Source organism: Streptomyces sp. NPDC127100, assembly GCF_042724095.1.
Taxonomy (GTDB): Bacteria; Actinomycetota; Actinomycetes; order Streptomycetales; family Streptomycetaceae; genus Streptomyces.
On sequence record NZ_JBHXFL010000023.1, the window covers coordinates 48,461 to 69,340 of the forward strand.

The following is a 20,880-nucleotide window of genomic DNA, read 5'->3' on the forward strand; positions in this document are numbered from 1 at the left end:
GGACCGAAGGGTCCCGGCGCCCCGTGCGTGTGCCGGCGTTCCCCGCCCGGTCAGTCGAGCCAGTGCCGGCGGCCGATGCTGATCAGCCGCATGCGGCGGGTCGCGACGGCGGCGACGTGCCGGCGCTCCTCCTCCGAAGCCTCCAGCGTCTCCAGGAACAGCGAGGCCGTGATCAGCATCTGGTCGACGTAGAGGCCCGCGAGCATCAGCAGGTCGTCGTCGTTCCAGCCCGCCGACTGCGGGTCCTTGGCCAGCTCGGCCTGCACCTCCTCGGCGAACCGGGCCAGCTGGTCGCGTATGGCCTCGCGGACCGGCTGCACCCCGCCGTGGCGCTCCCGGGCGATGAACCGGACGTGGGCGGGGTGCGCGGCCACATGGCCGGCGATCAACTCCACGGCACGGGCGATGCGTTCGTCACTGTCCTCCACGGGCGACACCGTCGTCCGGATCATCGGATGCAGGCTGCCCAGCGCCTCCTCCACCAGTGCCACGCCGAGGTCGGCGGTGGAACGGAAGTGCCGGTAGAAGGCGGTCGGCGCGACGCCGACCGCACGGGTGACCTCGCGCAGGCCCAGGCTGCTCAGGCTCTGCTCCTCCAGCAGCGCGAGGGCCGCGTCCAGGAGCGCCTGACGGGTCTTCTGCTTCTGGGCCTGCCGGACGCCGAGAGTGTGACTCATACCATGCAGTTAACAACTGTTCTCTGGAATTGGAAAGCCATGGGGCGCGCTAGACTGGAAAGTCAGTGAACAACTGTAACTACAACCGTTCACCGAAGGTTGGGGGATCCGCTCCATGCTGTTTCTCGTCGTCGCGCTTCTGCTCCTCGGCGCCGTCCTGGGCACCGTCGCCCACGCGCCGCTCACCTTCTCCGTCGCCGTCGGCCTGGTCATCGCCGTCTGGCTGGGCGTCTTCGCGGTCCGCGAGCGGCACGGCCGCCACCGGAGCACCTCCGCCCACTGACCGCCGCCGGCCCATCGAGGCCCCGTCCGGTCCACCGACGCACCGTAAGGAGAACACCGTGCAGCTCACCGCACCGGCCACCCGCCGGACCGGTATCCATGACACCGACGGCATGGCCGTCGCGTCCTTCGTCCTCGGCCTCCTCGGCCTGCTCGTCCTCAACGTCTTCCTGGGCCCCGTCGCCATCGCGCTCGCCGGCGTCGCCCTGTGGCGGGGCACCGCCCGCCGCGGCCGGGCGCTCCTCGGTCTCGGCCTGGGCGTCGCCGACCTGCTGGTCCTGGTGGCCTTCATGTCCGCGGACAACACCATGTCGTGGAGTCTGTGAGCCACCCGACACCCGGACCGGTCCCGGTCCGCCGAAGAGACCGGCCTTGATCCGTGGCCGGGCCGGGCGGCCCCGTAGAATCGGCCCCACCATGGCTTACCTCGACCACGCCGCGACCACCCCGATGCTCCCCGAGGCGGTCGAGGCACTCACCGCGCACGTGGGCGCCACCGGCAACGCCTCCTCCCTCCACGCGTCCGGCCGCCGCGCACGGCGCACCGTCGAGGAGGCCCGCGAGACCCTCGCCGCCGCCCTCGGCGCCCGCCCCAGCGAGGTCGTGTACACCTCCGGCGGCACCGAGGCCGACAACCTCGCCGTCAAGGGCCTGTACTGGGCCCGCCGCGACGCCGACCCGGCCCGCACCCGCGTCCTGGCCAGTCCCGTCGAGCACCACGCCGTCCTGGACGCCGTCCACTGGCTCGGTGAGCACGAGGGCGCGACCGTCGAGTACCTGCCGGTCGACGCGTACGGCCGCGTCCACCCCGAGGCGCTGCGCGAGGCCATCGCCCGCGATCCCGCGGACGTCGCCCTCGCCACCGTCATGTGGGCCAACAACGAGATCGGAACGGTCATGCCGGTCCGTGAACTCGCCGACGTGGCAGCCGAGTTCGGCGTCCCGCTGCACGCCGACGCGGTCCAGGCCGTCGGGCAGCTCCCGGTCGACTTCGCCGCCTCCGGGCTCGCCGCGATGACGGTTTCCGGCCACAAGATAGGCGGCCCCTACGGCATCGGCGCGCTGCTGCTGGGCCGCGAGTACAGCCCCGTGCCCGTCCTGCACGGCGGCGGCCAGGAACGCCACGTCCGCTCCGGCACCCTCGACGTGCCCGCCGTCGCCTCCTTCGCGGTCGCCGGCCGCCTGGCCACCGAGCAGCGCGAGTGGTTCGCCCGCGAGATCGGCGCCCTGCGCGACGCCCTGGTCGACGCGGTCCGTTCGGCGGTCCCGGACGCCGTCCTCGGCGGCGACCCGGTGGACCGGCTGCCGGCCAACGCCCACTTCACCTTCCCCGGCTGCGAGGGCGACTCCCTGCTCCTGCTGCTCGACGCCCAGGGCATCGAGTGCTCCACCGGCTCCGCCTGCACCGCCGGCGTCGCCCAGCCCAGCCACGTCCTGCTGGCCACCGGCACCGATCCGGACCTCGCCCGCGGCACCCTGCGCTTCTCGCTCGGCCACACCTCCACGGAGGACGACGTGGAGGCGCTCGCCAAGGCGATCGGCCCGGCGGTGGAACGCGCGCGGGCGGCGGGGCTGTCCTAGGGGGTGTCGTTCGGATCTTGCCGGGGTCGCCCGCGGCACCGCCGTACGCGACGGGGCGGGTCAGACGCCGGTGCTGCCGGCCCGCCCGGCGGTGGGACCGGGCGACGGCCCGCTCGTCGCGGCCCGCCGGACCAGCTTCAGGTAGCGGTCCCAGTCCCAGTGCGGGCCCGGATCGGTGTGGTCGGTGCCCGGCACCTCCACGTGCCCGATGACGTGCTCGCGGTCGACGGGTATGTCGTACCGCGCGCAGATGCCGGCGGTCAGCCGGGCCGAGGCGGCGTACATCGCCTCCGTGAAATCCTCCGGCCGGTCCACGAAACCCTCGTGCTCGATGCCGACACTGCGTTCGTTGTAGTCCCGGTTGCCCGCGTGGTAGGCCACGTCCAGCTCGCGGATCATCTGGGTGACGTGCCCGTCCTGGCCGACGATGTAGTGCGTGGCCGCCTTGTGACCCGGGTCCTGGAACGCCTTCACCGCGCTCGCGAAGCTGCCCTGCGTGACATGGACGACCACCATGTCGATGCCGAAGTCGTCGGGCCGGTCCGCACGCCGCCAGTTCGCGTCCGACGCCGCCACCCACCGGGCGCCCGCGTAGTCGACGGCGCCCTCCTCGCGCGGCTTCTCCACGCCCGGCGTACGCCACCACAGCCGCGCCAGCTCGTCACGCGCCAGCACCGCCGTGCCCAGGGCCGCCGCCGCGCCGCCGACGATCAGCGTCCGGCGCCCGAGGTGCCGGTCCGCGTCCCTGGGTCCGCCCGTGGACCCGCTCTTCGCCCCCATGCGATCTTCAACGCATACTCGCGCGCTCCGGTTCCCGCGCCCCCTTACTCTGGAAGGGTTATGACTGACAACCCGCAGCGCACCCGTCCCCTCCGCGTCCTCGCCGCCATGTCGGGCGGAGTCGACTCCGCCGTCGCCGCCGCCCGCGCGGCCGAGGCGGGGCACGACGTGACCGGCGTCCACCTGGCGCTCTCCGCCAACCCGCAGTCCTTCCGCACGGGCGCACGGGGCTGCTGCACCATCGAGGACTCCCGCGACGCCCGCCGCGCCGCGGACGTCATCGGCATCCCGTTCTACGTGTGGGACCTCGCCGACCGCTTCCGCGAGGACGTGGTCGAGGACTTCGTCGCCGAGTACGAGGCCGGGCGCACCCCGAACCCGTGCCTGCGCTGCAACGAGAAGATCAAGTTCGCCGCGCTGCTGGACAAGGCCCTCGCGCTCGGCTTCGACGCGGTCTGCACCGGTCACTACGCCAAGGTGATCCTGCGCGAGGACGGCACCCGCGAACTGCACCGCGCCTCCGACATGGCCAAGGACCAGAGCTACGTCCTCGGCGTGCTGGACGACCGGCAGCTCGCGCACGCCATGTTCCCGCTCGGCGACACGCTCACCACGAAGGACGAGATCCGCGCGGAGGCCGAGCGCCGGGGCCTGGCCGTCGCCAAGAAGCCCGACTCGCACGACATCTGCTTCATCGCCGACGGCGACACCCAGGGCTTCCTCGCCGACCGGCTCGGCCGGGCGGAGGGCGACATCGTCGACGAGGCCGGCAACCGGCTCGGCACCCACGAGGGCGCCTACGGCTTCACCATCGGCCAGCGCAAGGGTCTGCGGATCGGCACCCCCGCTCCCGACGGCAAGCCCCGCTACGTCCTCGACATCTCCCCGGTGAACAACACCGTCACGGTCGGCCCCGCGGCCGCTCTCGACGTCACCGCCCTGTCCGCCATCAAGCCCCGCTGGTGCGGCGCCGCCCCGACGGGCCCCGGCACCTACACGGCCCAGCTCCGCGCCCACGGCGGCGAGACCGAGGTGACGGCGGAACTCGTCGACGGCACCCTGGAGGTCTCGTTCACCGAGCCCGTCCGCGGCGTCGCCCCCGGCCAGGCGATCGTGCTGTACGACGGCACGCGCGTGGTCGGCTCGGCGACCATCGCCTCCACCGTGCGCGCGACGGCCGGCGTGGCCTGACGGCGCTCCCGCGGGCCCGGCGCGGGAAGGGCGCGGTCAACGTTCGATGACGAGCTCTGGCGCATCCTGGCGAGTCGCTTTAGGCTCGACCGTGCGGATTACCCGTACGTAGGAGCCTAAGGCGGCGAAACAGGTACCCGCCTCGTCTGGAGGTCGGCCGTGCTGCTCAGTTTTCGGGTGGCCAACCACAGGTCCATCCGGGAGGAGACCGAGCTCTCCCTCGTGGCCACGGAGCTCAACGAGAGCACCGCCCGGCAGACCGGCGCCCGCTCCGAGGGCAAGCCGGTGTCCGTGCTGCCGACGGTCGGCATCTTCGGGGCCAACGCTTCCGGCAAGAGCAACGTCCTGGACGCCCTGCGGTTCATGCGGAAGGCGGTGCTGGAGTCCTTCGCGGACTGGGGCAAGAGGCCCGGAGTGCCACGGGAGCCGTTCGAACTCGCCTCGGAGGCGCAGGACGAGACCAGCCTCTTCGAGGTCGATCTACTTCTCGGGAAGCGACCCGTCCGCTACACCTACGGCTTCGAGCTGTCCGACGACCGGGTGGAGGCCGAGTGGCTGCACGCCTACCCGTCCGGGCGCCGCCAAGTGTGGTTCGACCGTGAGGCGGACCGCCCGGACGACGAAGGCGGCGAGTTCCGCTTTCCTGGCAACGGGCTGAAGGGGCACAAGGACGTGATCGTCTCCTCCACTCGCCCCGACGCTCTGTTCCTAACAGCCGGAGCCACGTTCAATCACCCAGCGCTCTCGGCGGTGCACCGCTGGTTCGTCGACAACCTCTGGCTGGTGACATCGGGAGCGGATGTCCCGCATCGGACAGAGTGGACCCGCACGCGGCTCACTGACCGTAAGAACGGTGCCGAGCTGCGTAAACGCATCGGTGTGATGCTGGCCGCAGCGGATCTGGGGATCACCGGGCTGACCCTGGACCCCGAGAGCGGCGAGGTACAGCTCTTGCACCGCAGCGCCGACGGCACTCCCCGACCCCTGGACTTCTGGGACCAGGAGTCCTTGGGTACCCACGCCTGGTTCGCCTTCCTGGGGCCCCTCTTCCACGTCCTGGACCAGGGCGGGGTGCTCCTCGCCGACGAACTCGACTCCAGCCTCCACCCGATCCTCGCGGCGGAGGTCATCCGCCTCTTCCAGGACGAGGAGGCCAACCCGCGCACCGCGCAGCTGATCTTCACCACGCACGACGCGACCCTGCTGGGCCCGTCCGTGGTGGAGCGACCACTCGACCGCGACCAGGTGTGGATCGCCCTCAAGAACGCCACTGGCGAATCCCAGCTCTACCCCATCACGGCGGCCCGCAAGGCCCGCCGTGACGACAACCTGGAACGCCGCTACCTGCACGGCCACTACGGCGGCGTCCCCCGACTGACCAGCGGCGAGATCGCACGGCAGATCGCACTCATCGAAGAGGGGCTGCGGGCAACAGCGTGAACAGGGGACCACAGGACCGCCAGAACCGGAACCAGCCGCGAAGCCGCCGACGCCGCCGTGACGCCGACGACGTCAGGCCGCTGCGCCGGCCGCCCCAGTCCTACGAGGACGAGTCCCGCCGGGTGGTCTACATCGCCGCCGAGGGCGAGAAGACCGAACGGGATTACATCGCGCTGCTGAACAAGACCTACGGCGAACGGGAGAAGTTCTTACTCAAGTTCCACGGGGCCAGGAACGGGCTGCGCCCCACCGAGGTCGTGCAGAAGGTGATCGAGTCCGCCTCCGACCCGGCGGACGAGAAGTGGGCGCTCTTCGACCGTGACGCGCAGGACAACCGCGACCAGGACATCCCGGACGCGATGCGCGAAGCTGCCGCCCAGGGCGTCCAGGTGGCGCTCTCCCACCCCTCCTTCGAACTGTGGCTGCTCCTGCACTTCCAGCAGTTCACCAGCCAGGAGGGAGGCGTGAGCGACACCGTCCTGCGCCGGCTGCGCGAGCACCGGGACGCCAAGGGCTTCGCGGAGTACGACAAGGCCTCCGGTGATCGCGGAAAGGGCCTCGACGACCAGCGAGGCCAGTCGCTCCTGGGACGGGAGAAGGACGCCGTACGCAATGCCCGCAAGCTCGTGAGCCTGTGCTCGCACGGTTCGTGCTCGGCCCGGAACCTTGTGCACGCTCCGATTCCCGGACCGCGTACCGAGAGCTACGAGGAATGGACCCGTCGCAGCGGCCACGCGGAGAACTGCGACCCGCTCAAGCGCGACCCGTCCACCGACGTCTGGCGGCTCCTCGTCCACCTGGGGATCGTCGAGGATGAGACGTCGGCCCGGTGAGGCCGGGAATCGTCCGCGGTCCGACGGGCGATTTCTTACGGGCCGGCCGACCGGACTAGGCTGCCGGGGTTCTCCAGAATCCCGACGGCGCACGAAGGACCGGTCCGTGGCCAGACTGACCCTGCCCCAGCTCGAACGGCATCTGTTCTCGGCCGCCGACATCCTACGCGGCCGCATGGACGCCTCCGAGTACCGGGACTACATCTTCGGGATGCTCTTCCTGAAGCGTTCCTCGGACGAGTTCCAGCCGGAGTGGGAGCGGATCTACCACGCGGAACTCGAGAAACCGGGCAGGGACGAGAAGGACGCCCTCGCCCGCGCCAACGACCCCGAGAGCTACCCCCGCGTCTTCTACGTGCCCCAGAAGGCACGCTGGTGGAAGGGCCCCCACAAGTACCACGAGCCCCTGGAGACGGGCGGCCCGGTCCCGGAACCGGAGCCGGGCATCTCCGGCCTCACCGAGCAGGTGGGCGAAGGGCTCGACCAGGCGCTGGCGGCACTCACCGGCTCCAACGAACGGCTGGCGGGCGTCACCTCCCACATCTCCTTCAACGACACGGTCGGCACCAAGTCCCGTTTCACGACGGTCGAACTGCGCGCCTTGATCCGGCACTTCAGCCTCTACCGGCTGCGCAACGAGGACTTCGAGTTCCCGGACATGCTCGGCGCCGCGTACGAGTACCTGCTCGCCCGCTTCGCCGACTCGGCGGGGCAGCGCGGCGGCGAGTTCTACACCCCGCGCGAGGTCGTGCGGATGATGGTCCGCCTCGTGGACCCCAAGGAGCGGGAATCGGTCTACGACCCCTGCGCGGGCTCTGGCGGCATGCTGATCGCCGCGCGGGAACACGTCGAGGAGCACGGCGGGGAACCGCAGCTGCTGTCCGTCAACGGACAGGACAAGAACGGCCCCTCCTGGTCCATGGCCAGCATGAACATGGTGCTGCACGGCATCCGCGAGTTCGATCTCCAGCTCGGCGACACCCTCACCGAGCCGCTGCACTGGCGGCCGGACGGCAGCAAGCAGCTGCGCACCTTCACCAAGGTGCTGTCGAACCCGCCCTTCTCTCTCCCCTACGACAAGGACGAGGTCGAGAAGGCCGAGGAGGCGCACGGCACCCGGATGAAGTGGGGCTGGGCGCCGGAGACGGGCAAGAAGGCCGACCTGATGTTCGTCCAGCACATGATCTCCGTGCTGGAGCACGACGGCGTCGCCGCCACCGTCATGCCGCACGGCGTGCTGTTCCGGGGCGGCAAGGAACGCGACATCCGCAGGGAACTGCTGAAGGACGACTGCGTCGAGGCGGTGATCGGCCTCGGCCCGAACCTCTTCTACGGCACCGGCATCCCGGCCTGCGTCCTGATCCTGCGCAAGCCGCACCGCAAGCACGGCGACCGGCAGGGCAACGTCCTCTTCATCAACGCCGACCGCGAGTACCGGCCGGGCAAGAACCAGAACGTCCTCGGCCCTGAGCACGTCGAGAAGATCGTCACAGTCTACCGCGACTGGACCCCGATCGACGGCTACGCGCGCGTCGTCAGCAGGGACGATCTGCTGGCAGCCGACTGCAATCTCAACATCCGCCGCTGGGTCGACAACTCGTCGGCCGCGGAGCCGCAGGACGTGCGCGCGCACCTGTACGGCGGGGTGCCGAAGGCGGAGATCGACGCGAAGAAGGAGGCCTTCAAGGCCTACGACGTGGACCTGCCGTCACTTTTCGCAACGCGGGCGGACGACGAGGACTACGTCGACTTCCTGCCGGAGGGACCGGAAGCCACGGCCGAGCGCATTCCGGGCCTCGCGGCGGTGAAGGAGCGCGAGCTGGGTGAGGCGTACGGGAAGTGGTGGGCCGAGCAGGCCGAGCACTTCTCGAAGCTGAGCGTGAACGGGCAGCCGATGCGGTTGCGGGAGCGGCTGGTCGCCGGCTTCCGGGCGGCGATCGAGCCGGTCGGCATCCTGGACCGGTACGAGACGGACGGGATCGTCGCCGACTGGTGGGCGTCCGCGCGGTACGACGTGAAGGCGCTGGCGGCCGGAGGCTACGAGCGGGTGCTCGACGGCTGGGTGGAGACCGTGGAGACCATGGTCAACCCCGTCGTCCCCGACGAGGACGAGAGCGAGGGCGGACGGCCCCGCCGCGGTCGGTCCAAGTCTACGGTCACCACGGCGGACAAGCGCCGCGCGCTGGACGAGTCGGTCGTACGGTCCCTCATCCCCGAGTTCCTGGCGGAGGTCGCCCGTGCGGACGCGGCGCTGGCGGAGGCGGAGGCGGCGTACAAGGAAGCGGTGGCCCGGCTGGCGGAGGTGCAGGGGCCTGCGACCTCGGACGCGGACGGCGACGAGGAAGAGGCCTCCGAGGGGAAGGTGCCGGAACCCGAGGCGGTCGACCCTGAGGAGATCGCCGCCCTGGAGAAGGCGGTCACCCAACGCCGCAAGGAGCGCACGGCGGCCTCGAAGCGCAGGTCGGCCCTGGACACGAAGTTCCTGCCGGAACTGAAGGCGGCGGCCGAGATGGCCAAGGCCGAGGACGGCGGTCAGCGCGTTGTCCTCGAAGTCCTCGGCGAGGGCCTCTCCACCCGCCTGGACGCGATGTCGGCTGCGGGCCGCCGCGAACTGGTCACGGTCTTCCGCCGGTGGGCCGAGAAGTACGCGGTGTCGCTGGCGGAGCTGGAGGCGGACAGCGAGGGCGCGGCGGAGGAGTTCGGGGCGTGGCTGAAGGAGTTGGGCTATGCGCGGTGAATGGCCTGACGGCTGGAGGCGAGTGCCGCTCGCGGAGGCCGGTAAGTGGTTGTCCGGCGGCACACCCAGTACGGGGAACAGCGCTTACTGGGATGGAGACATCCCTTGGATCAGTGCGGCCAGCTTGAAGGCATTCCGCATCGATCGCTCGGATCGACGCGTGACGCGGCTCGGTGCGGACAACGGCTCGCGCCTGGTTGACAAAGGCACGGTCCTCTTCGTTGTTCGTGGGATGAGCCTGAAGTCGGAGTTCCGGATCGGTGTCACCGAGCGTGAGGTTGCTTTCGGTCAGGACTGCAAGGCGATCGTCGCAGCCGGCGGAATTGACCCGCATTTCCTCGCCCACGCTGTGCAGGCGCGCACGCCGGAAATTTTGGCCATGGTGGAGGAAACCAGCCATGGCACAGGACGTTTGGATACGGAGCGACTTCAGGAGCTGGAGATCGGCGTGCCGCCGATGTCGGAGCAGCGTAGGATCGTCGCCGCTCACGCGGTGACGGAGCGGCGGATTGCGGCGCTTGAGCGTGTACGGGCCAAGTTGAAGACCGCTGAGACCGCTCTCGTTTCAGGGAAGCTCACGGAGACTTCGGAAAGGGTGCCGCTCAGTTCCTGGCTTCATCGTATTGAAGCAGGGAAAAGTCCCTTGGCTCAAGACACTCCCGCAGGGGATGGTGAATGGGGAGTGCTTAAAGTTAGTGCCGTGCAGGCTGACGGGTTTTTGGGTCGCGAAAACAAAGTCGTTCGTGATGCTGAATTTATCAACCCGCAGTTCGAGGTTCGACCCGGCGACTTGCTCATGACGCGGGCGAACACGGAGGATCTTGTGGGACTCGCGTGTGTCGTGGAGAATCCACCGCCCAGGCTCATGCTGAGTGACAAGACGCTCAGGCTTGTGGTTGATGATTCGATGGCCGATGTAGGGTTTGTTGCAGCAGTATTGTCCAACCCTGTCGTCCGGGCGCAAATTAAGTCTGCCGCGACTGGCACGAGTGGGAGCATGAAGAACATCAGCCAGGGATCGATTGAACGGCTGTTGGTGCCGGATGTCCCGCTTGAGGAGCAGAGGCGAGTCCAGGCCGCACTGGCGGTAGGCAGGCGACGAGCCAATTCGGTGCAGAGGCAGATTGCCAAACTGCGCACTACTCGGCTTGGTCTCATGGAGGACTTGCTTAGCGGAAGAGTCTCCCTGCCTCCAGCAGAGTTTCTTGTGTCGGCTACTGGTTAACGTGTGCTGATGCTGAGACTCCCGGACCGTACCGCGCTAACGAAGGAAGAAAACGCCGTCCGGTCGACGGAGAACCCTCGGGCAGGGTAGACGCTGTGTCGTATAGCCACCAGTGCGTCCTCGCGGACCGCAACTTCGACACAGGCGTTGCCGGATGCCTCCGAGAACGAGGACTTGAACCACTTCAACTCGGACAAAGCTGACACCTCTTACAGATCTCCGATGATTTCGAGGATGAGGTCCCTCGATTTCTTCGGATTCAACGCCACTTGTTCGACCAAGTCCAGCCGTGTTCGGAAGTTGGCCAGATGGGTGGGGGAGTCGAAGAAGACCGCGCCGATGGGGGAGTCCACCTGCACAGTGTCCAAGTGCGGGTTCGGTGCTGACGCGTACATCACGGTGTCTCCGGCCATGGGGAACCCCTCTGCCGTGAAGGGAATGACGAGCAACCGGACGTTGTCGCGTTCGCTCTCCTCAAGCAGTCGGTTCAGCTGTGCCTTGGCGACGTGCCGTCCTCCGATCCGCATGCGTAGGGCCGCTTCGTGGACGTAGCCCACGTACGGCACACCGGGGCTGTTCGCCACCACGCTGTACCGACCCAGTCGCTGAGCCACCCTCAGCTCCACTTCCACGCGGGGGAGTGCTGGCACGAACAGATCGAAGAGTGCTCGGGCATGGTCCTCTGTCTGGAAGATGCCCGGGATGTGGGCGGTCTGGAGGGTTCTGAGACTGGTGGCGTGGTACTCCAACTCCGCTACGTCAAGGAAGTCCGGCGGAATCTTTCCCCGGTACTCGTCCCACCATCCTTTGGGGCGCCCGCCCGTCATCGCGGCCAAGGCGTCGATCAAGCCAGGGTCGTTGCACTCGTAGATGCTTGCGAGTCGCCGTAGTCGCTCCTCGCTGATGCCGAACCGGCCCGACTCGATGTTCGAAATCATCGTGCGGTCCGCGCCGAGCCGTGCCGCAGCCGCCGGTGCAGCCATGCCGGCGGCTTCGCGCAGCCGTCGCAGTTCAGCCCCGAACCGGCGCTGACGGATGCTCGGCTGTTGCCGTGGTGCCATGAACAACTCCTCGCTCGCGCGCACAGTTTGCCGATCGTCTGGCCGCGGCGTCCATCGAAATCCAAGATAAAACCCGTTTTAGTAAAGCTAGTAGCACGCGTTTTAGTCAGCGCGCTAGCGTGTGATCCGCGCCACCACTGCATCCCCTTCCGGCGGAAGCGCACCGCCCGCCCCACTCCCGTCCCGGGCCCGACGGGACATGGGGCTGGTGGCAGGCCACCGCCGGATGCCATGGACTCGGCCCATGCCGTGGGGGCGCCGTACGGGACACCCCGCCCACCAACCCCAACGACCCGACACCGTGACCGTCGCGCCGCGAACCTGCACACGTACAAGGAGGTGACGCGTGAAGAACGCGGAACCGGAACACGAGCAGACCCCCGAACCGCCACACCAGGACGACCACGTCATTCCCAGCCCACCCCTCATCCCGTTCACCGAACCCTGGGAGTACGAGCTGCACTTCCCCCGCGACCCGCGCGGGCCGGCCGTCGCCCGTACGACGCTCAAGGCCGTGCTCGGGGCGCACGGGCTGGGGGAGTTCACCGACCGGGCGGAACTGCTCACCTCCGAACTGACCACCAACGCAGTCCGCTACTCCCTCGGGCCCGCCACCGTGCGGCTGTGCTGGACGAACCCGGTCCTGCGGGTCAGCGTGATGGACACCTGTCCCGTGTTCCCCCTGCCGCTGGTGCAGGACGGGCCGGACGCCGAGCGCGGGCGGGGGTTGCTGATCCTCGACCTGCTGGCCGACGCGTGGGGCGGATGCAGCCTCGGGGAGTCGCTGTTCGGAGTGGGCGGCAAGACCATCTGGTTCGAGCTGGTGCTCGGCGGAGGTGATCCGCCGCCCGGCGGCGGTACCGGCGACGGCATCACGCCGAGACCGCCCGTGCTGCCGGTGCTCGCGGCCTGAACGGCCACCCCGGCCCACCCTCCGAAACCGTGAACACTTGCCGGGCAAGTGTTCACGGTTTCGTGACGGCCCATCCCATGCCCCACCAACCGGTTGGCCGGATGTGCCATCCCACTCACACTCCTCCTGACGTCAACCACTCCCGCAGGTAGGCTGATCCGCACCTCTGTTCACGATGATGTGAGCGGTGCGTACGGCGACGGGCGGGGCAAGGGGAGCCGGTGGCGGAACAGCCGGAGTACGTGAAGGTCGAACGGCCGCTGATCGAGCAGCTGGAGGCCCTGGGGTGGGAACACCTGCGGGGCGCGCCCCCGGGACAGCCCGCCACCCGACCCGAGGACTCCGGGCGCAGGTCGTTCACCGACATCGTCTACGCGGACCGGTTCCGCAACGCCGTGGCCCGGATCAACGTCCGCCCGGAGGACGGTACCTCCTGGCTCACCGCCCAGCAGCTCGATTACGTCCTCGCCCGCGTGCGAGGCACTGCCCCCGGTCAGGGCGCGGCCGGGCGGGGCGTCACCGCGAACTTAGAAGTCACCCGGCTGCTGAGGGAGGGCATTCCCGCCCGGACGATCCCCGGCTGGACCAAGGGCGACCCCGAGCATGTCCGACTCGTCGACTGGGACGGGCGGTTCGAGGACGGCAACGACTTCCTGGCCGTCTCCCAGTTCCGGGTGGAACGTCCCGGCGCCCCGGCCGCCACCCCCGACCTGGTGCTGTTCGTGAACGGCCTGCCCTGGGTGGTCGTCGAGTGCAAGGCGCCCGTGACCAGCAGCCGCAAGGACGCGCGCTTCGCCCTCGACCAGGCGGTCATGGAGGTCATCGCCTACGCGGGCACGGACGCTCCCGACCCCGTGGCCGACTTCACCCGCTTCGCGCAGCTGCTCGTCGGCACCGACTGGACGCACGCCGAACTCGGCACCGTCACCGCCGAGGCCGAGCACTTCGCGCCCTGGCGGACCGTGGCACCCGCCCGGGAGGCGGAGGTCAAGGCCGAGAGCGGGGTCCCGGAGGACCGGGAGCTCTCGGCGCAGCAGACGCTGGTCGCCGGCGTCCTGCGGCCGACCCACCTCCTCACCCTCATCAGGGACTTCACGACCGAGACCCGGCACGGCTCACGCACCGTGAAGGCCGTCGGTCGCTTCCAGCAGTTCCGGGCGGTCCACGCGATCGCCGCGACGCTCCGCGAGCGCCGCCGGGCCCTCGACGCGGGGGAGGACGTCCACCAGCGCGGCGGGGTCGTCTGGCACACCCAGGGCTCCGGCAAGAGCCTCACCATGGCCTTCCTCGTCCGTCACCTCAGGAGCACCAAGGACCTGCGCGGACACAAGGTCGTCGTGGTCACCGACCGCATCGACCTGGAGAAGCAGATCCGGCGCAGCCTCGCCGCCGCCGAGGAGAAGATCTACCGCTCACGCACGGTCGAACAGGCCCGCCAGTACCTCGCCGTCGACGTCCCCGACGTCACCCTGGTGATGCTCCAGAAGGCGCGCCGGGACGACACCGCCTGGGACGGCCGCGAGGAGAAGCTCGCCGAGACGCCGGACGAGCAGGACGTGGTCCAGAATCATGTCGCCAATCCCGGGCACGACATCGTCGTCCTGGTCGACGAGGCGCACCGGGGACACCTCGCCTGGCAGCACGCCCGGCTGCGCGCCATGCTGCCGAACGCCGTCCTGGTCGGCTTCACCGGCACCCCCATCCTCAGCAAGGCGCGCAAGACCACCGAAGACATCTTCGGCGACTTCACCGACACCTACACCCTGCGTGACGCCGAGACCGACCGGGCCGTCGTCCCCGTGCGCTACGAGGCCCACCACGTGCGCCTCGAAGTCATCGAGAAGGCCGTCCTGGACGCGTCCTTCGACGTGGAGGTCCCCGCCGACCCGAAGCAGCGGGAACGGGTTCTGCGGAAGTTCGCCCGCAAGAAGGAAGTCCTCGAAACGCCGTCGGTGATCGCGGACAAGGCCGAGCACATGCTGCGCCACTGGGCGCGCACCGCACTGCCGGACCGGTTCGGCGCGCAGGTCGTGACGGTGTCCCGGAAGGCGGCCTTCCGCTACCGCGAGGCACTGCTCGCCGCCCGGGCCCGCCTCGTGGCGGAGCTCGACGCGCTCGACCGCGACCTGGCGTACGACCCGAGCGGCTACGACACGGCCTCCCCCGAGGAACGGGAACTGCTGGACCTGCTGCCCCACAAGACCCTGCTCCGCTCCATCGACGCCGCGGTGGTCATCTCCCAGGCGTCCTCGGGGCCGACCCCCGACCCGGAGGACTGGAAGACCTGGACGGCCAAGTCCCGGCAGGACGCGTACATCGCGCGCTTCAAGCGCGGACTCGGCGACCCGCGTGCCGCCGCGGACGATCCCTCCTGGGAGGCGACGACACACGGCAGACCCGAGCACGCCGCGTATCCCGGAGGGACCGGCACGTCGGGCGACCCGTGGCACGCCGACCGGCCTGGCGACCGGGACGGTACAGCACAGGCCGAGGACGGGGACGCGGACGGCCCGATGGCCTTCCTGGTCGTCCAGTCCATGCTGCTCACCGGCTTCGACGCCCCCGTCGAGCAGGTTCTCTACCTCGATTGTCCGCTCTCCGGCGTCGGACTGCTCCAGGCGGTGGCCCGCACCAACCGCCTGTACCCGCACAAGGCATGGGGCCAGGTCGTCGACTACATCGGTGTCGGGCCCGAACTCGCCCGTTCCCTGACCGAGTACGACGAGGCCCACCTGCGCGCCGTGTACGGCTACGAGGACCTGTCCCTCGACCACCTGAAGCCGGACTACGAGGGTGACCAGCCGGTTCGCGACAGGATGTGGCTGGAGACCGAGGCCGCCGCCGACGACCGCCTGGCCGACCTGCGCAAACAGCTCACCGAACTCCTCGTGGACCGGGGCGTCACCTCGCTGGCCGACCAGCGGCAGCGCGACGACCTGCTCGCCGCGCTCGCCGACCCCCTGCTGCTGGGCGAGTTCGACGAACTCGTACGCGACTTCCTGACCGCGCTCAACGCCGTGCTGCCGAGGCCCGCCGCCCTGAAGTACGAGACCGACGCGCGCCTGCTGGGCGAGACCCAGTACCTTGCCCGGCAGCGCTACCTGGACGGACGCGACGACTTCAGCCCGCGCCGCTACGGCGCCAAGGTGCGCCGGCTCATCTCCCGCCACCTGCGGGTCTCGGGCATCGAGGAACGTATACCGTCGGTCGAGCTGTCGGCGGCGGACTTCATGGAGCGGGTGGACGCCAACCCGGACCCGCGGACCAGAACCGACTACATGAGGAGCAGGATCCGGCTCCACATCGACGCCCGCCTCGGCTCCGACCGCACGCTCCACCAGCGGTTCAGCGCCCGGTTGGAGGAGATCGTCCGCCAGATGGGCGACAACTTCGAACAGGCCGCGGCCGCGCTCGCGGCCCTGCGCACCGATGTCCTCGCGGCCGAGGACGGGGGTTACGTGGACCCCGGGGACGACCGGGTGCGCGATCTCGACCGATGGACCGAACAACCGGTCCACAGGCTGCTGAAGGACGCATTCGAGGAGACCGGAAGGCCGGAGGGGGTAGACCTCTTCCAAGGGGCCCTCGACCTCACCGCAGAGATCGCGCGGCTCGTCGGCTCCCAGGACTTCGTCGTCCTCGCGGACACCCAGATCCGGGTGCGCCGGGAACTGCGCGTCCACCTGGAGGAGAACCTGCACGTGGACTGGGAGCGGGGCGGTCCGCTCGCCGGGGACCTGGTGGAACTCGCCCGCGACCGGCACGCCGACTTCCTGCGCTACCGGCGCCGCACCGACTGACCGCCACGGACCACCCTCGCCCGAGCCGTTCCGCCCGGTGGTAGGAATGGCGGGTGACCGGCCCCGTCCATCCCGCCCAGCAGGCGATCGCCGCGCTGCCGCTCCCCGACGAGTGGGAGTGGGAGCTCGTCGTCCGTCCCCGGCGCCGGACCCTGGGCATCGACGTCGCCCCGGACGGCGGTGTGCGCTTCGCCGTGCCGCCGGACGCCGATCCCCGCGAGGTGGCCGACGCCGTGCGGTCCCGGCTGCCCCGGCTCGCGGACGAGGTACGGCGCCGGCGCGAGCGCCCCGCCGAACAGGTCAAGGAGCTGGTGGACGGGACGGGCTTCGCCTACCTCGGCCGCCGGCATCGGTTGCGGATCGTCCCGGCGGGCGAGGGGCGGCGGGTGCGCCTGAACCAGGGCTGGCTCGAACTGCCCCGGCCCGCCCACCGGCGGGCAGGCGGGAAGGCCATCGCCGAGTGGTACAGGGCGTGCGGAGGCCGGTGGCTCGCCGTACGCGCGCCCTCGTACGCCGGAACGATCGGGGTGTCACCGAAAGCACTGGAAGTACGCGACCTGGGTTCCCGGTGGGGCGCTTGCGCCCCCGACGGCACCATCACCGTCCACTGGGCCGTCCTGCAGTTGCCCGCCGCACTGGTCGACCTCGTCCTCGTCCACGAACTGTGCCACCTGCGGACGCCCGGGCACGGTACCGCGTTCCGCGCGCTGGTCCGGCGCACGCTGCCAGACGCGGACGAGCGCGAGCACCGTTTCGCTGAGCGGGAACCGGAGCTGTGGCGAGGCGCCGTGAGATGACCTAGGGCCCCGCCTCCGCGAAATCATGTGGCTCCTCAGCCCACGAAGAACTCCGCCAGCACCGGCGCCAGCACGCCCGGCTCCACCATGTGGCTCTGGCCCCCGAGCGTCCGGTACGTGCCGTCGGGCACGGCGTCGGCGACGGCCCGCGCCGCCTCGCGCATCCACGCGGCACCCGCGTCGCCCGCCAGGGCCAGCACGGGCACGGTGATCTCCGCCAGCCGGGACCGCGGCACCCGGGCGTCGCCCATCACCGCGTCGTCGTACGCGAGGCTCGGTGCGACCGACTCCAGGCCGGCCCACATCGGCGACTGGCGGGCGCCCCGGATCATCTCCTCGCCCAGGCCGGTGAGCCGCAGGAACAGCTCCACCGCGTCCCCGCGCCGGCCCCGCCCGAGCGCCTCGCCCAGCCGCTCGGTGTACTCCGCGCGGGCCCGTGCGGCGTCGTCGTCCATGGCGTACGGCACCTCGTACACGGCGGCCCGGCGCACCGGCAGGCCGCTCGCCGCCGCCCGCAGCACCAGCGCGCCGCCCGACGAGATGCCGTACAGCGACGCCTCGCCGCCGACCACCCCGATCAGGGCCGCCAGGTCCTCGACCTCGCGCTCCACGGCGTAGGGCGCCGTGTCACCGCTCCCGCCGCGGCCCCGGCGGTCGTACACGGTGACGTCGAAACGGTCCGACAGCTCCGCGGCCAGGGGCGCCACCGTCGCACCCGTGGACATCGCGCCGCTGACCAGGATGACGGCCGGCCCCTGCCCGGCGCGCTCGTACGCGATGCGTGTGCCGTCAAGCGAAAGGGTCTTCTTGTCCATGTTTGTGCACACTGCCCTACGGCACGCGTTTCATCCCTCAGGACACCTCGACGTCGTAGAAACACAGGTGGTCCTTGATCTCCGCCACGTCCGGCTTCGGGTCCGGGTAGGCCCAGACGAGGTCCGCCTTGTCCGGCAGCGACCAGTAGGACGCGTCGCCCTTGAACGGGCAGTGCGTGCGGGTGCCGGACGGCGTCAGCAGGTCCAGGCGTACGTCCTCGGCCGGGAGGTAGTACCGGTCGGGACAGCCCGTCTCGCGCAGGACCAGTGCCCCGTCGCTCTCCGCCAGGACCTGCCCGCCGTGCACCACGCGCACGTGCCGGTCGCTCCGCTCGATGGTGATGCGATGACCCTTCGTCACGATGCTCGCTCCTCCTCGGTCGGCCACGTCTGTCCTTACAGCGTGCGTCGGAGCCGGGTTCTTCCCGGGCGGCACCACCGCCGTACCGTGGGCGCATGAACATCTGCGTCTTCCTCTCCGCCGCCGACCTCGACGAGCGCTACACGCGCCCCGCGAAGGAGTTCGGCACCCTCCTCGGCAAGGGCGGGCACACGCTCGTGTGGGGCGGTTCGGACACCGGGCTGATGAAGGTCGTCGCCGACGGCGTGCACGAGGCCGGCGGCAGGCTGCTCGGCGTGTCCGTGGACTTCCTGGCGGCCAAGGCGCGCGAGGGCGCCGACGAGATGGTGATCGCCAAGGACCTCGCCGAGCGCAAGCGGCTGCTGCTGGAGAGGGCCGACGCCGTCGTGATCATGGTGGGCGGCACCGGCACCCTGGACGAGGCGACGGAGATCCTGGAGCTGAAGAAGCACGGGCACACCGACAAGCCGGTCGTCCTGCTCAACACGGAGGGCTTCTACGACGGCCTCAAGGAGCAGTTCCGCCGCATGGAGGACGAGGGCTTCCTGCCGCGCCCCCTCACCGAGCTGGTCCTCTTCGCCGAGGAGCCGGTCGGCGCGCTGGCCTACCTGGAGGAGAGCCAGGGCGTGGCGTGAGCCCGCGATGATGCGAGCATGGCGGGCATGGCTACACATGTGATCACCGGAGCGGGCTCCGGCATCGGCGCGGCCGTGACCCGCCGCCTGCACGAGCGCGGCGACGAGGTCGTGCTGCACGCGCGCGACGCGGGCCGCGCGAAGGAACTGGCGGCCGCGTTCCCCGGCGCGAAGACGCTGGTCGGCGACCTGGCGGACCCCGAGAAGCTCTCCTGGGCGTTCTCCCACCAGACGCTGCCCGACCGCGTCGACTCCCTGCTGCACATCGCGGGCGTGGTCGACCTCGGCCCGGTCGGCGACCTCACCCCCAGGACCTGGCGGCACCAGCTCGGCGTCAACCTGGTCGCCCCCGCCGAGCTGACCCGCCTCTTCCTGCCCCAGCTCCGCGTCGCCCAGGGCCACGTCCTCTTCGTCAACTCCGGTTCCGGGCTCAACGCCCACGCCGGCTGGGCCGCGTACGCCGCCTCCAAGCACGGTCTGAAGGCCCTGGCCGACTCCCTGCGCCAGGAGGAGCACGCCAATGGCGTCCGCGTCACCTCCGTCTACCCCGGCCGCACCGCCAGCCCCATGCAGGCCAAGGTCCACCGGCAGGAGGGCAAGGAGTACGACCCCGAGCGGTGGATCGACCCCGAGTCGGTCGCCACGACGATCGTCATGGCCCTGGACCTCCCCCGGGACGCCGAGGTCAACGATCTGACGGTGCGCCCGGGGCGGTGACGGCGGCTTAGGCTGGCCGGGTGAGCGACAACAGCCAGACCAGCCCCCGTTTCGGCCCCGCCACCGGTGTCGGTTCCCTCCCCGGGGGCGACGCGCGCGAGGCCGCCAAGACCGCCACCGGCACCTTCGAGGACTTCCCCTTCCTGCCCGAGCTCCCCGCCCGCGGCCCCGGCGCCGACATGATCGGCCGCAGCGCCGGCCTGCTCGTCGAGCTGTACGCGCGCGTGGAGCCCAGCGGCTGGCGCCTCGGCGACCGGCCGGGCCGGGACACCAGGCGGGCCCGGGCCTGGTTGGGGGAGGACCTCGACGCGCTGGAGGAGTTCACCCAGGGGTACGAGGGACCGCTGAAGGTCCAGGCCGTCGGCCCCTGGACGCTGGCGGCCGCCTTGGAGCTGCGCAACGGCGAGGCCGTCCTGTCCGACGCCGGCGCCACCCGCGACCTCGCCGCCTCCCTCGCCGAGGGCCTGCGCCTGCACCTCGCCGAGGTCCGGCGCCGCGTGCCCGGCGCGACGCCCGTGCTCCAGCTCGACGAGCCGTCCCTCACGGCCGTGCTGCGCGGGCAGGTGCGCACCGCCAGCGGCTACCGCACACACCGGGCCGTGGACCGGCAGGTCGTGGAGGCGACCCTCCGGGACACCGTCGGGGTCCACGGCACCGGGCCCGTCGTGGTCCACTCCTGCGCCCCCGACGTCCCGTTCGCCCTGCTGCGCCGGGCCGGCGTCGCGGGCATCTCCTTCGACTTCTCCCTCCTCACCGAGCGTGACGACGAGGCGATCGGCGAGGCGGTCGAGGGCGGTACGCGGCTGTTCGCCGGTGTCGTCCCGGGCACGGACACGGCATTGTCGGACCCTGCCGGTAGCGTCATGGGTGTCAGGACGCTGTGGCGCAGGCTGGGGCTGCATCCGGGGCTTCTCGCGGAGGCGGTGACGGTCACTCCGTCGTGCGGACTCGCGGGCGCGTCCCCCGAGTACGCCCGCCGGGCCCTCGCCCACTGCGTCCGGGCGGCGAGATCCCTCGCGGACAACCCAGAGTAAC

Annotated in this window: 20 protein-coding genes; 14 read left to right on the plus strand and 6 right to left on the minus strand. The window is 70.5% G+C overall.

All coding sequences use genetic code 11. The annotated features are described in order from the left end of the window. Positions 1–50: 50 nt before the first annotated feature. Positions 51–677 (minus strand): TetR family transcriptional regulator, encoded by a 627-nt coding sequence (locus ACFWJB_RS21085; protein WP_385462735.1) that lies wholly within the window; start codon positions 675–677, stop codon positions 51–53. A 115-nt stretch (positions 678–792) separates the two neighbouring features. Between ACFWJB_RS21085 and ACFWJB_RS21090 the strand changes: the two genes are divergently transcribed. The 3 genes from ACFWJB_RS21090 to ACFWJB_RS21100 all read left to right on the plus strand — a co-directional run bounded on the left by ACFWJB_RS21090 (position 793) and on the right by ACFWJB_RS21100 (position 2,540). Continuing rightward, positions 793–960, plus strand: a complete 168-nt coding sequence (locus ACFWJB_RS21090; RefSeq protein ID WP_385462732.1) for a hypothetical protein — start codon at positions 793–795, stop codon at positions 958–960. A 58-nt stretch (positions 961–1,018) separates the two neighbouring features. Then, on the plus strand, positions 1,019–1,285 hold the full coding sequence (locus ACFWJB_RS21095) for a DUF4190 domain-containing protein (RefSeq protein ID WP_385462729.1): 267 nt from the start codon (positions 1,019–1,021) through the stop codon (positions 1,283–1,285). A 91-nt stretch (positions 1,286–1,376) separates the two neighbouring features. Continuing rightward, positions 1,377–2,540 carry a cysteine desulfurase family protein gene (locus ACFWJB_RS21100; protein ID WP_386923977.1) on the plus strand — a complete coding sequence of 388 codons (1,164 nt, stop codon included), beginning with the start codon at positions 1,377–1,379 and terminating at the stop codon, positions 2,538–2,540. 60 nt (positions 2,541–2,600) lie between these two features. On the opposite strand, the gene ACFWJB_RS21105 is transcribed toward ACFWJB_RS21100, so the two are convergent. Further along, positions 2,601–3,320, minus strand: coding sequence for an N-acetylmuramoyl-L-alanine amidase (locus ACFWJB_RS21105; RefSeq protein WP_385462723.1), 720 nt, complete (start codon positions 3,318–3,320; stop codon positions 2,601–2,603). 60 nt (positions 3,321–3,380) lie between these two features. Here ACFWJB_RS21105 and mnmA point away from each other — a divergent pair, with 60 nt between their 5' ends. From mnmA to ACFWJB_RS21130, 5 genes are all read left to right on the plus strand, one after another. Continuing rightward, a complete protein-coding gene (gene mnmA / locus ACFWJB_RS21110; RefSeq protein WP_386923980.1) occupies positions 3,381–4,511 on the plus strand; it encodes a tRNA 2-thiouridine(34) synthase MnmA in 1,131 nt (376 codons plus the stop codon). Between the two features lie 159 nt (positions 4,512–4,670). Next, positions 4,671–5,951 (plus strand): ATP/GTP-binding protein, encoded by a 1,281-nt coding sequence (locus tag ACFWJB_RS21115; protein ID WP_386923982.1) that lies wholly within the window; start codon positions 4,671–4,673, stop codon positions 5,949–5,951. After that, on the plus strand, positions 5,948–6,784 hold the full coding sequence (locus ACFWJB_RS21120; protein WP_386923984.1) for an RloB family protein: 837 nt from the start codon (positions 5,948–5,950) through the stop codon (positions 6,782–6,784). The genes ACFWJB_RS21115 and ACFWJB_RS21120 overlap by 4 nt, the downstream gene beginning before the upstream one ends. 106 nt (positions 6,785–6,890) lie before the next feature. Continuing rightward, the gene (locus ACFWJB_RS21125) at positions 6,891–9,521 is read left to right on the plus strand and encodes an N-6 DNA methylase (RefSeq protein WP_386923986.1); all 2,631 of its coding nucleotides are present in this window, start codon (positions 6,891–6,893) and stop codon (positions 9,519–9,521) included. Then, entirely contained in the window at positions 9,511–10,746 is a 1,236-nt protein-coding gene (locus tag ACFWJB_RS21130) for a restriction endonuclease subunit S (RefSeq protein WP_386923988.1), read from the plus strand. The genes ACFWJB_RS21125 and ACFWJB_RS21130 overlap by 11 nt, the downstream gene beginning before the upstream one ends. Here ACFWJB_RS21130 and ACFWJB_RS21135 read toward each other — a convergent pair. Together ACFWJB_RS21135 and ACFWJB_RS21140 are read right to left on the minus strand one after the other, a co-directional pair. Next, positions 10,743–10,952 (minus strand): DUF397 domain-containing protein, encoded by a 210-nt coding sequence (locus tag ACFWJB_RS21135; RefSeq protein ID WP_386923990.1) that lies wholly within the window; start codon positions 10,950–10,952, stop codon positions 10,743–10,745. The genes ACFWJB_RS21130 and ACFWJB_RS21135 overlap by 4 nt on opposite strands. A gap of 3 nt (positions 10,953–10,955) precedes the next feature. After that, entirely contained in the window at positions 10,956–11,807 is an 852-nt protein-coding gene (locus tag ACFWJB_RS21140; RefSeq protein ID WP_386923992.1) for a DUF5753 domain-containing protein, read from the minus strand. A 346-nt stretch (positions 11,808–12,153) separates the two neighbouring features. Between ACFWJB_RS21140 and ACFWJB_RS21145 the strand changes: the two genes are divergently transcribed. The 3 genes from ACFWJB_RS21145 (at position 12,154) to ACFWJB_RS21155 (ending at position 17,317) form a co-directional block, all read left to right on the plus strand. Next, positions 12,154–12,720: an ATP-binding protein gene (locus tag ACFWJB_RS21145; RefSeq protein ID WP_386923994.1), complete on the plus strand. Its 567-nt coding sequence runs from the start codon at positions 12,154–12,156 to the stop codon at positions 12,718–12,720. A gap of 221 nt (positions 12,721–12,941) precedes the next feature. Beyond that, the gene (locus ACFWJB_RS21150) at positions 12,942–16,520 is read left to right on the plus strand and encodes a type I restriction endonuclease subunit R (protein WP_386923996.1); all 3,579 of its coding nucleotides are present in this window, start codon (positions 12,942–12,944) and stop codon (positions 16,518–16,520) included. Between the two features lie 53 nt (positions 16,521–16,573). Then, positions 16,574–17,317: a M48 family metallopeptidase gene (locus ACFWJB_RS21155; RefSeq protein WP_386923998.1), complete on the plus strand. Its 744-nt coding sequence runs from the start codon at positions 16,574–16,576 to the stop codon at positions 17,315–17,317. Between the two features lie 35 nt (positions 17,318–17,352). On the opposite strand, the gene ACFWJB_RS21160 is transcribed toward ACFWJB_RS21155, so the two are convergent. Further along, a complete protein-coding gene (locus tag ACFWJB_RS21160; protein WP_386924000.1) occupies positions 17,353–18,132 on the minus strand; it encodes an alpha/beta fold hydrolase in 780 nt (259 codons plus the stop codon). A 37-nt stretch (positions 18,133–18,169) separates the two neighbouring features. After that, on the minus strand, positions 18,170–18,493 hold the full coding sequence (locus ACFWJB_RS21165) for a DUF427 domain-containing protein (protein ID WP_385462689.1): 324 nt from the start codon (positions 18,491–18,493) through the stop codon (positions 18,170–18,172). 95 nt (positions 18,494–18,588) lie between these two features. Between ACFWJB_RS21165 and ACFWJB_RS21170 the strand changes: the two genes are divergently transcribed. The 3 genes from ACFWJB_RS21170 to ACFWJB_RS21180 are packed head-to-tail and all read left to right on the plus strand — an operon-like array spanning position 18,589 to position 20,879. Then, on the plus strand, positions 18,589–19,128 hold the full coding sequence (locus tag ACFWJB_RS21170) for a TIGR00730 family Rossman fold protein (RefSeq protein ID WP_386924002.1): 540 nt from the start codon (positions 18,589–18,591) through the stop codon (positions 19,126–19,128). A 27-nt stretch (positions 19,129–19,155) separates the two neighbouring features. Next, the gene (locus ACFWJB_RS21175; protein ID WP_386924004.1) at positions 19,156–19,845 is read left to right on the plus strand and encodes an SDR family oxidoreductase; all 690 of its coding nucleotides are present in this window, start codon (positions 19,156–19,158) and stop codon (positions 19,843–19,845) included. Between the two features lie 20 nt (positions 19,846–19,865). Then, positions 19,866–20,879, plus strand: coding sequence for a methionine synthase (locus tag ACFWJB_RS21180; protein ID WP_386924006.1), 1,014 nt, complete (start codon positions 19,866–19,868; stop codon positions 20,877–20,879). The last annotated feature ends 1 nt before the right edge of the window (position 20,880 follow it).

What these genes read in the sequence shown, in the direction of transcription:
- ACFWJB_RS21085 (WP_385462735.1), bottom strand. Translation starts at nt 677, where the DNA reads ATGAGTCACACTCTCGGCGTCCGGCAGGCCCAGAAGCAGAAGACCCGT.
- ACFWJB_RS21090 (WP_385462732.1), top strand. Translation starts at nt 793, where the DNA reads ATGCTGTTTCTCGTCGTCGCGCTTCTGCTCCTCGGCGCCGTCCTGGGC.
- ACFWJB_RS21100 (WP_386923977.1), top strand. Translation starts at nt 1,377, where the DNA reads ATGGCTTACCTCGACCACGCCGCGACCACCCCGATGCTCCCCGAGGCG.
- ACFWJB_RS21105 (WP_385462723.1), bottom strand. Translation starts at nt 3,320, where the DNA reads ATGGGGGCGAAGAGCGGGTCCACGGGCGGACCCAGGGACGCGGACCGG.
- mnmA (WP_386923980.1), top strand. Translation starts at nt 3,381, where the DNA reads ATGACTGACAACCCGCAGCGCACCCGTCCCCTCCGCGTCCTCGCCGCC.
- ACFWJB_RS21130 (WP_386923988.1), top strand. Translation starts at nt 9,511, where the DNA reads ATGCGCGGTGAATGGCCTGACGGCTGGAGGCGAGTGCCGCTCGCGGAG.
- ACFWJB_RS21140 (WP_386923992.1), bottom strand. Translation starts at nt 11,807, where the DNA reads ATGGCACCACGGCAACAGCCGAGCATCCGTCAGCGCCGGTTCGGGGCT.
- ACFWJB_RS21160 (WP_386924000.1), bottom strand. Translation starts at nt 18,132, where the DNA reads ATGGACAAGAAGACCCTTTCGCTTGACGGCACACGCATCGCGTACGAG.
- ACFWJB_RS21170 (WP_386924002.1), top strand. Translation starts at nt 18,589, where the DNA reads ATGAACATCTGCGTCTTCCTCTCCGCCGCCGACCTCGACGAGCGCTAC.
- ACFWJB_RS21175 (WP_386924004.1), top strand. Translation starts at nt 19,156, where the DNA reads ATGGCTACACATGTGATCACCGGAGCGGGCTCCGGCATCGGCGCGGCC.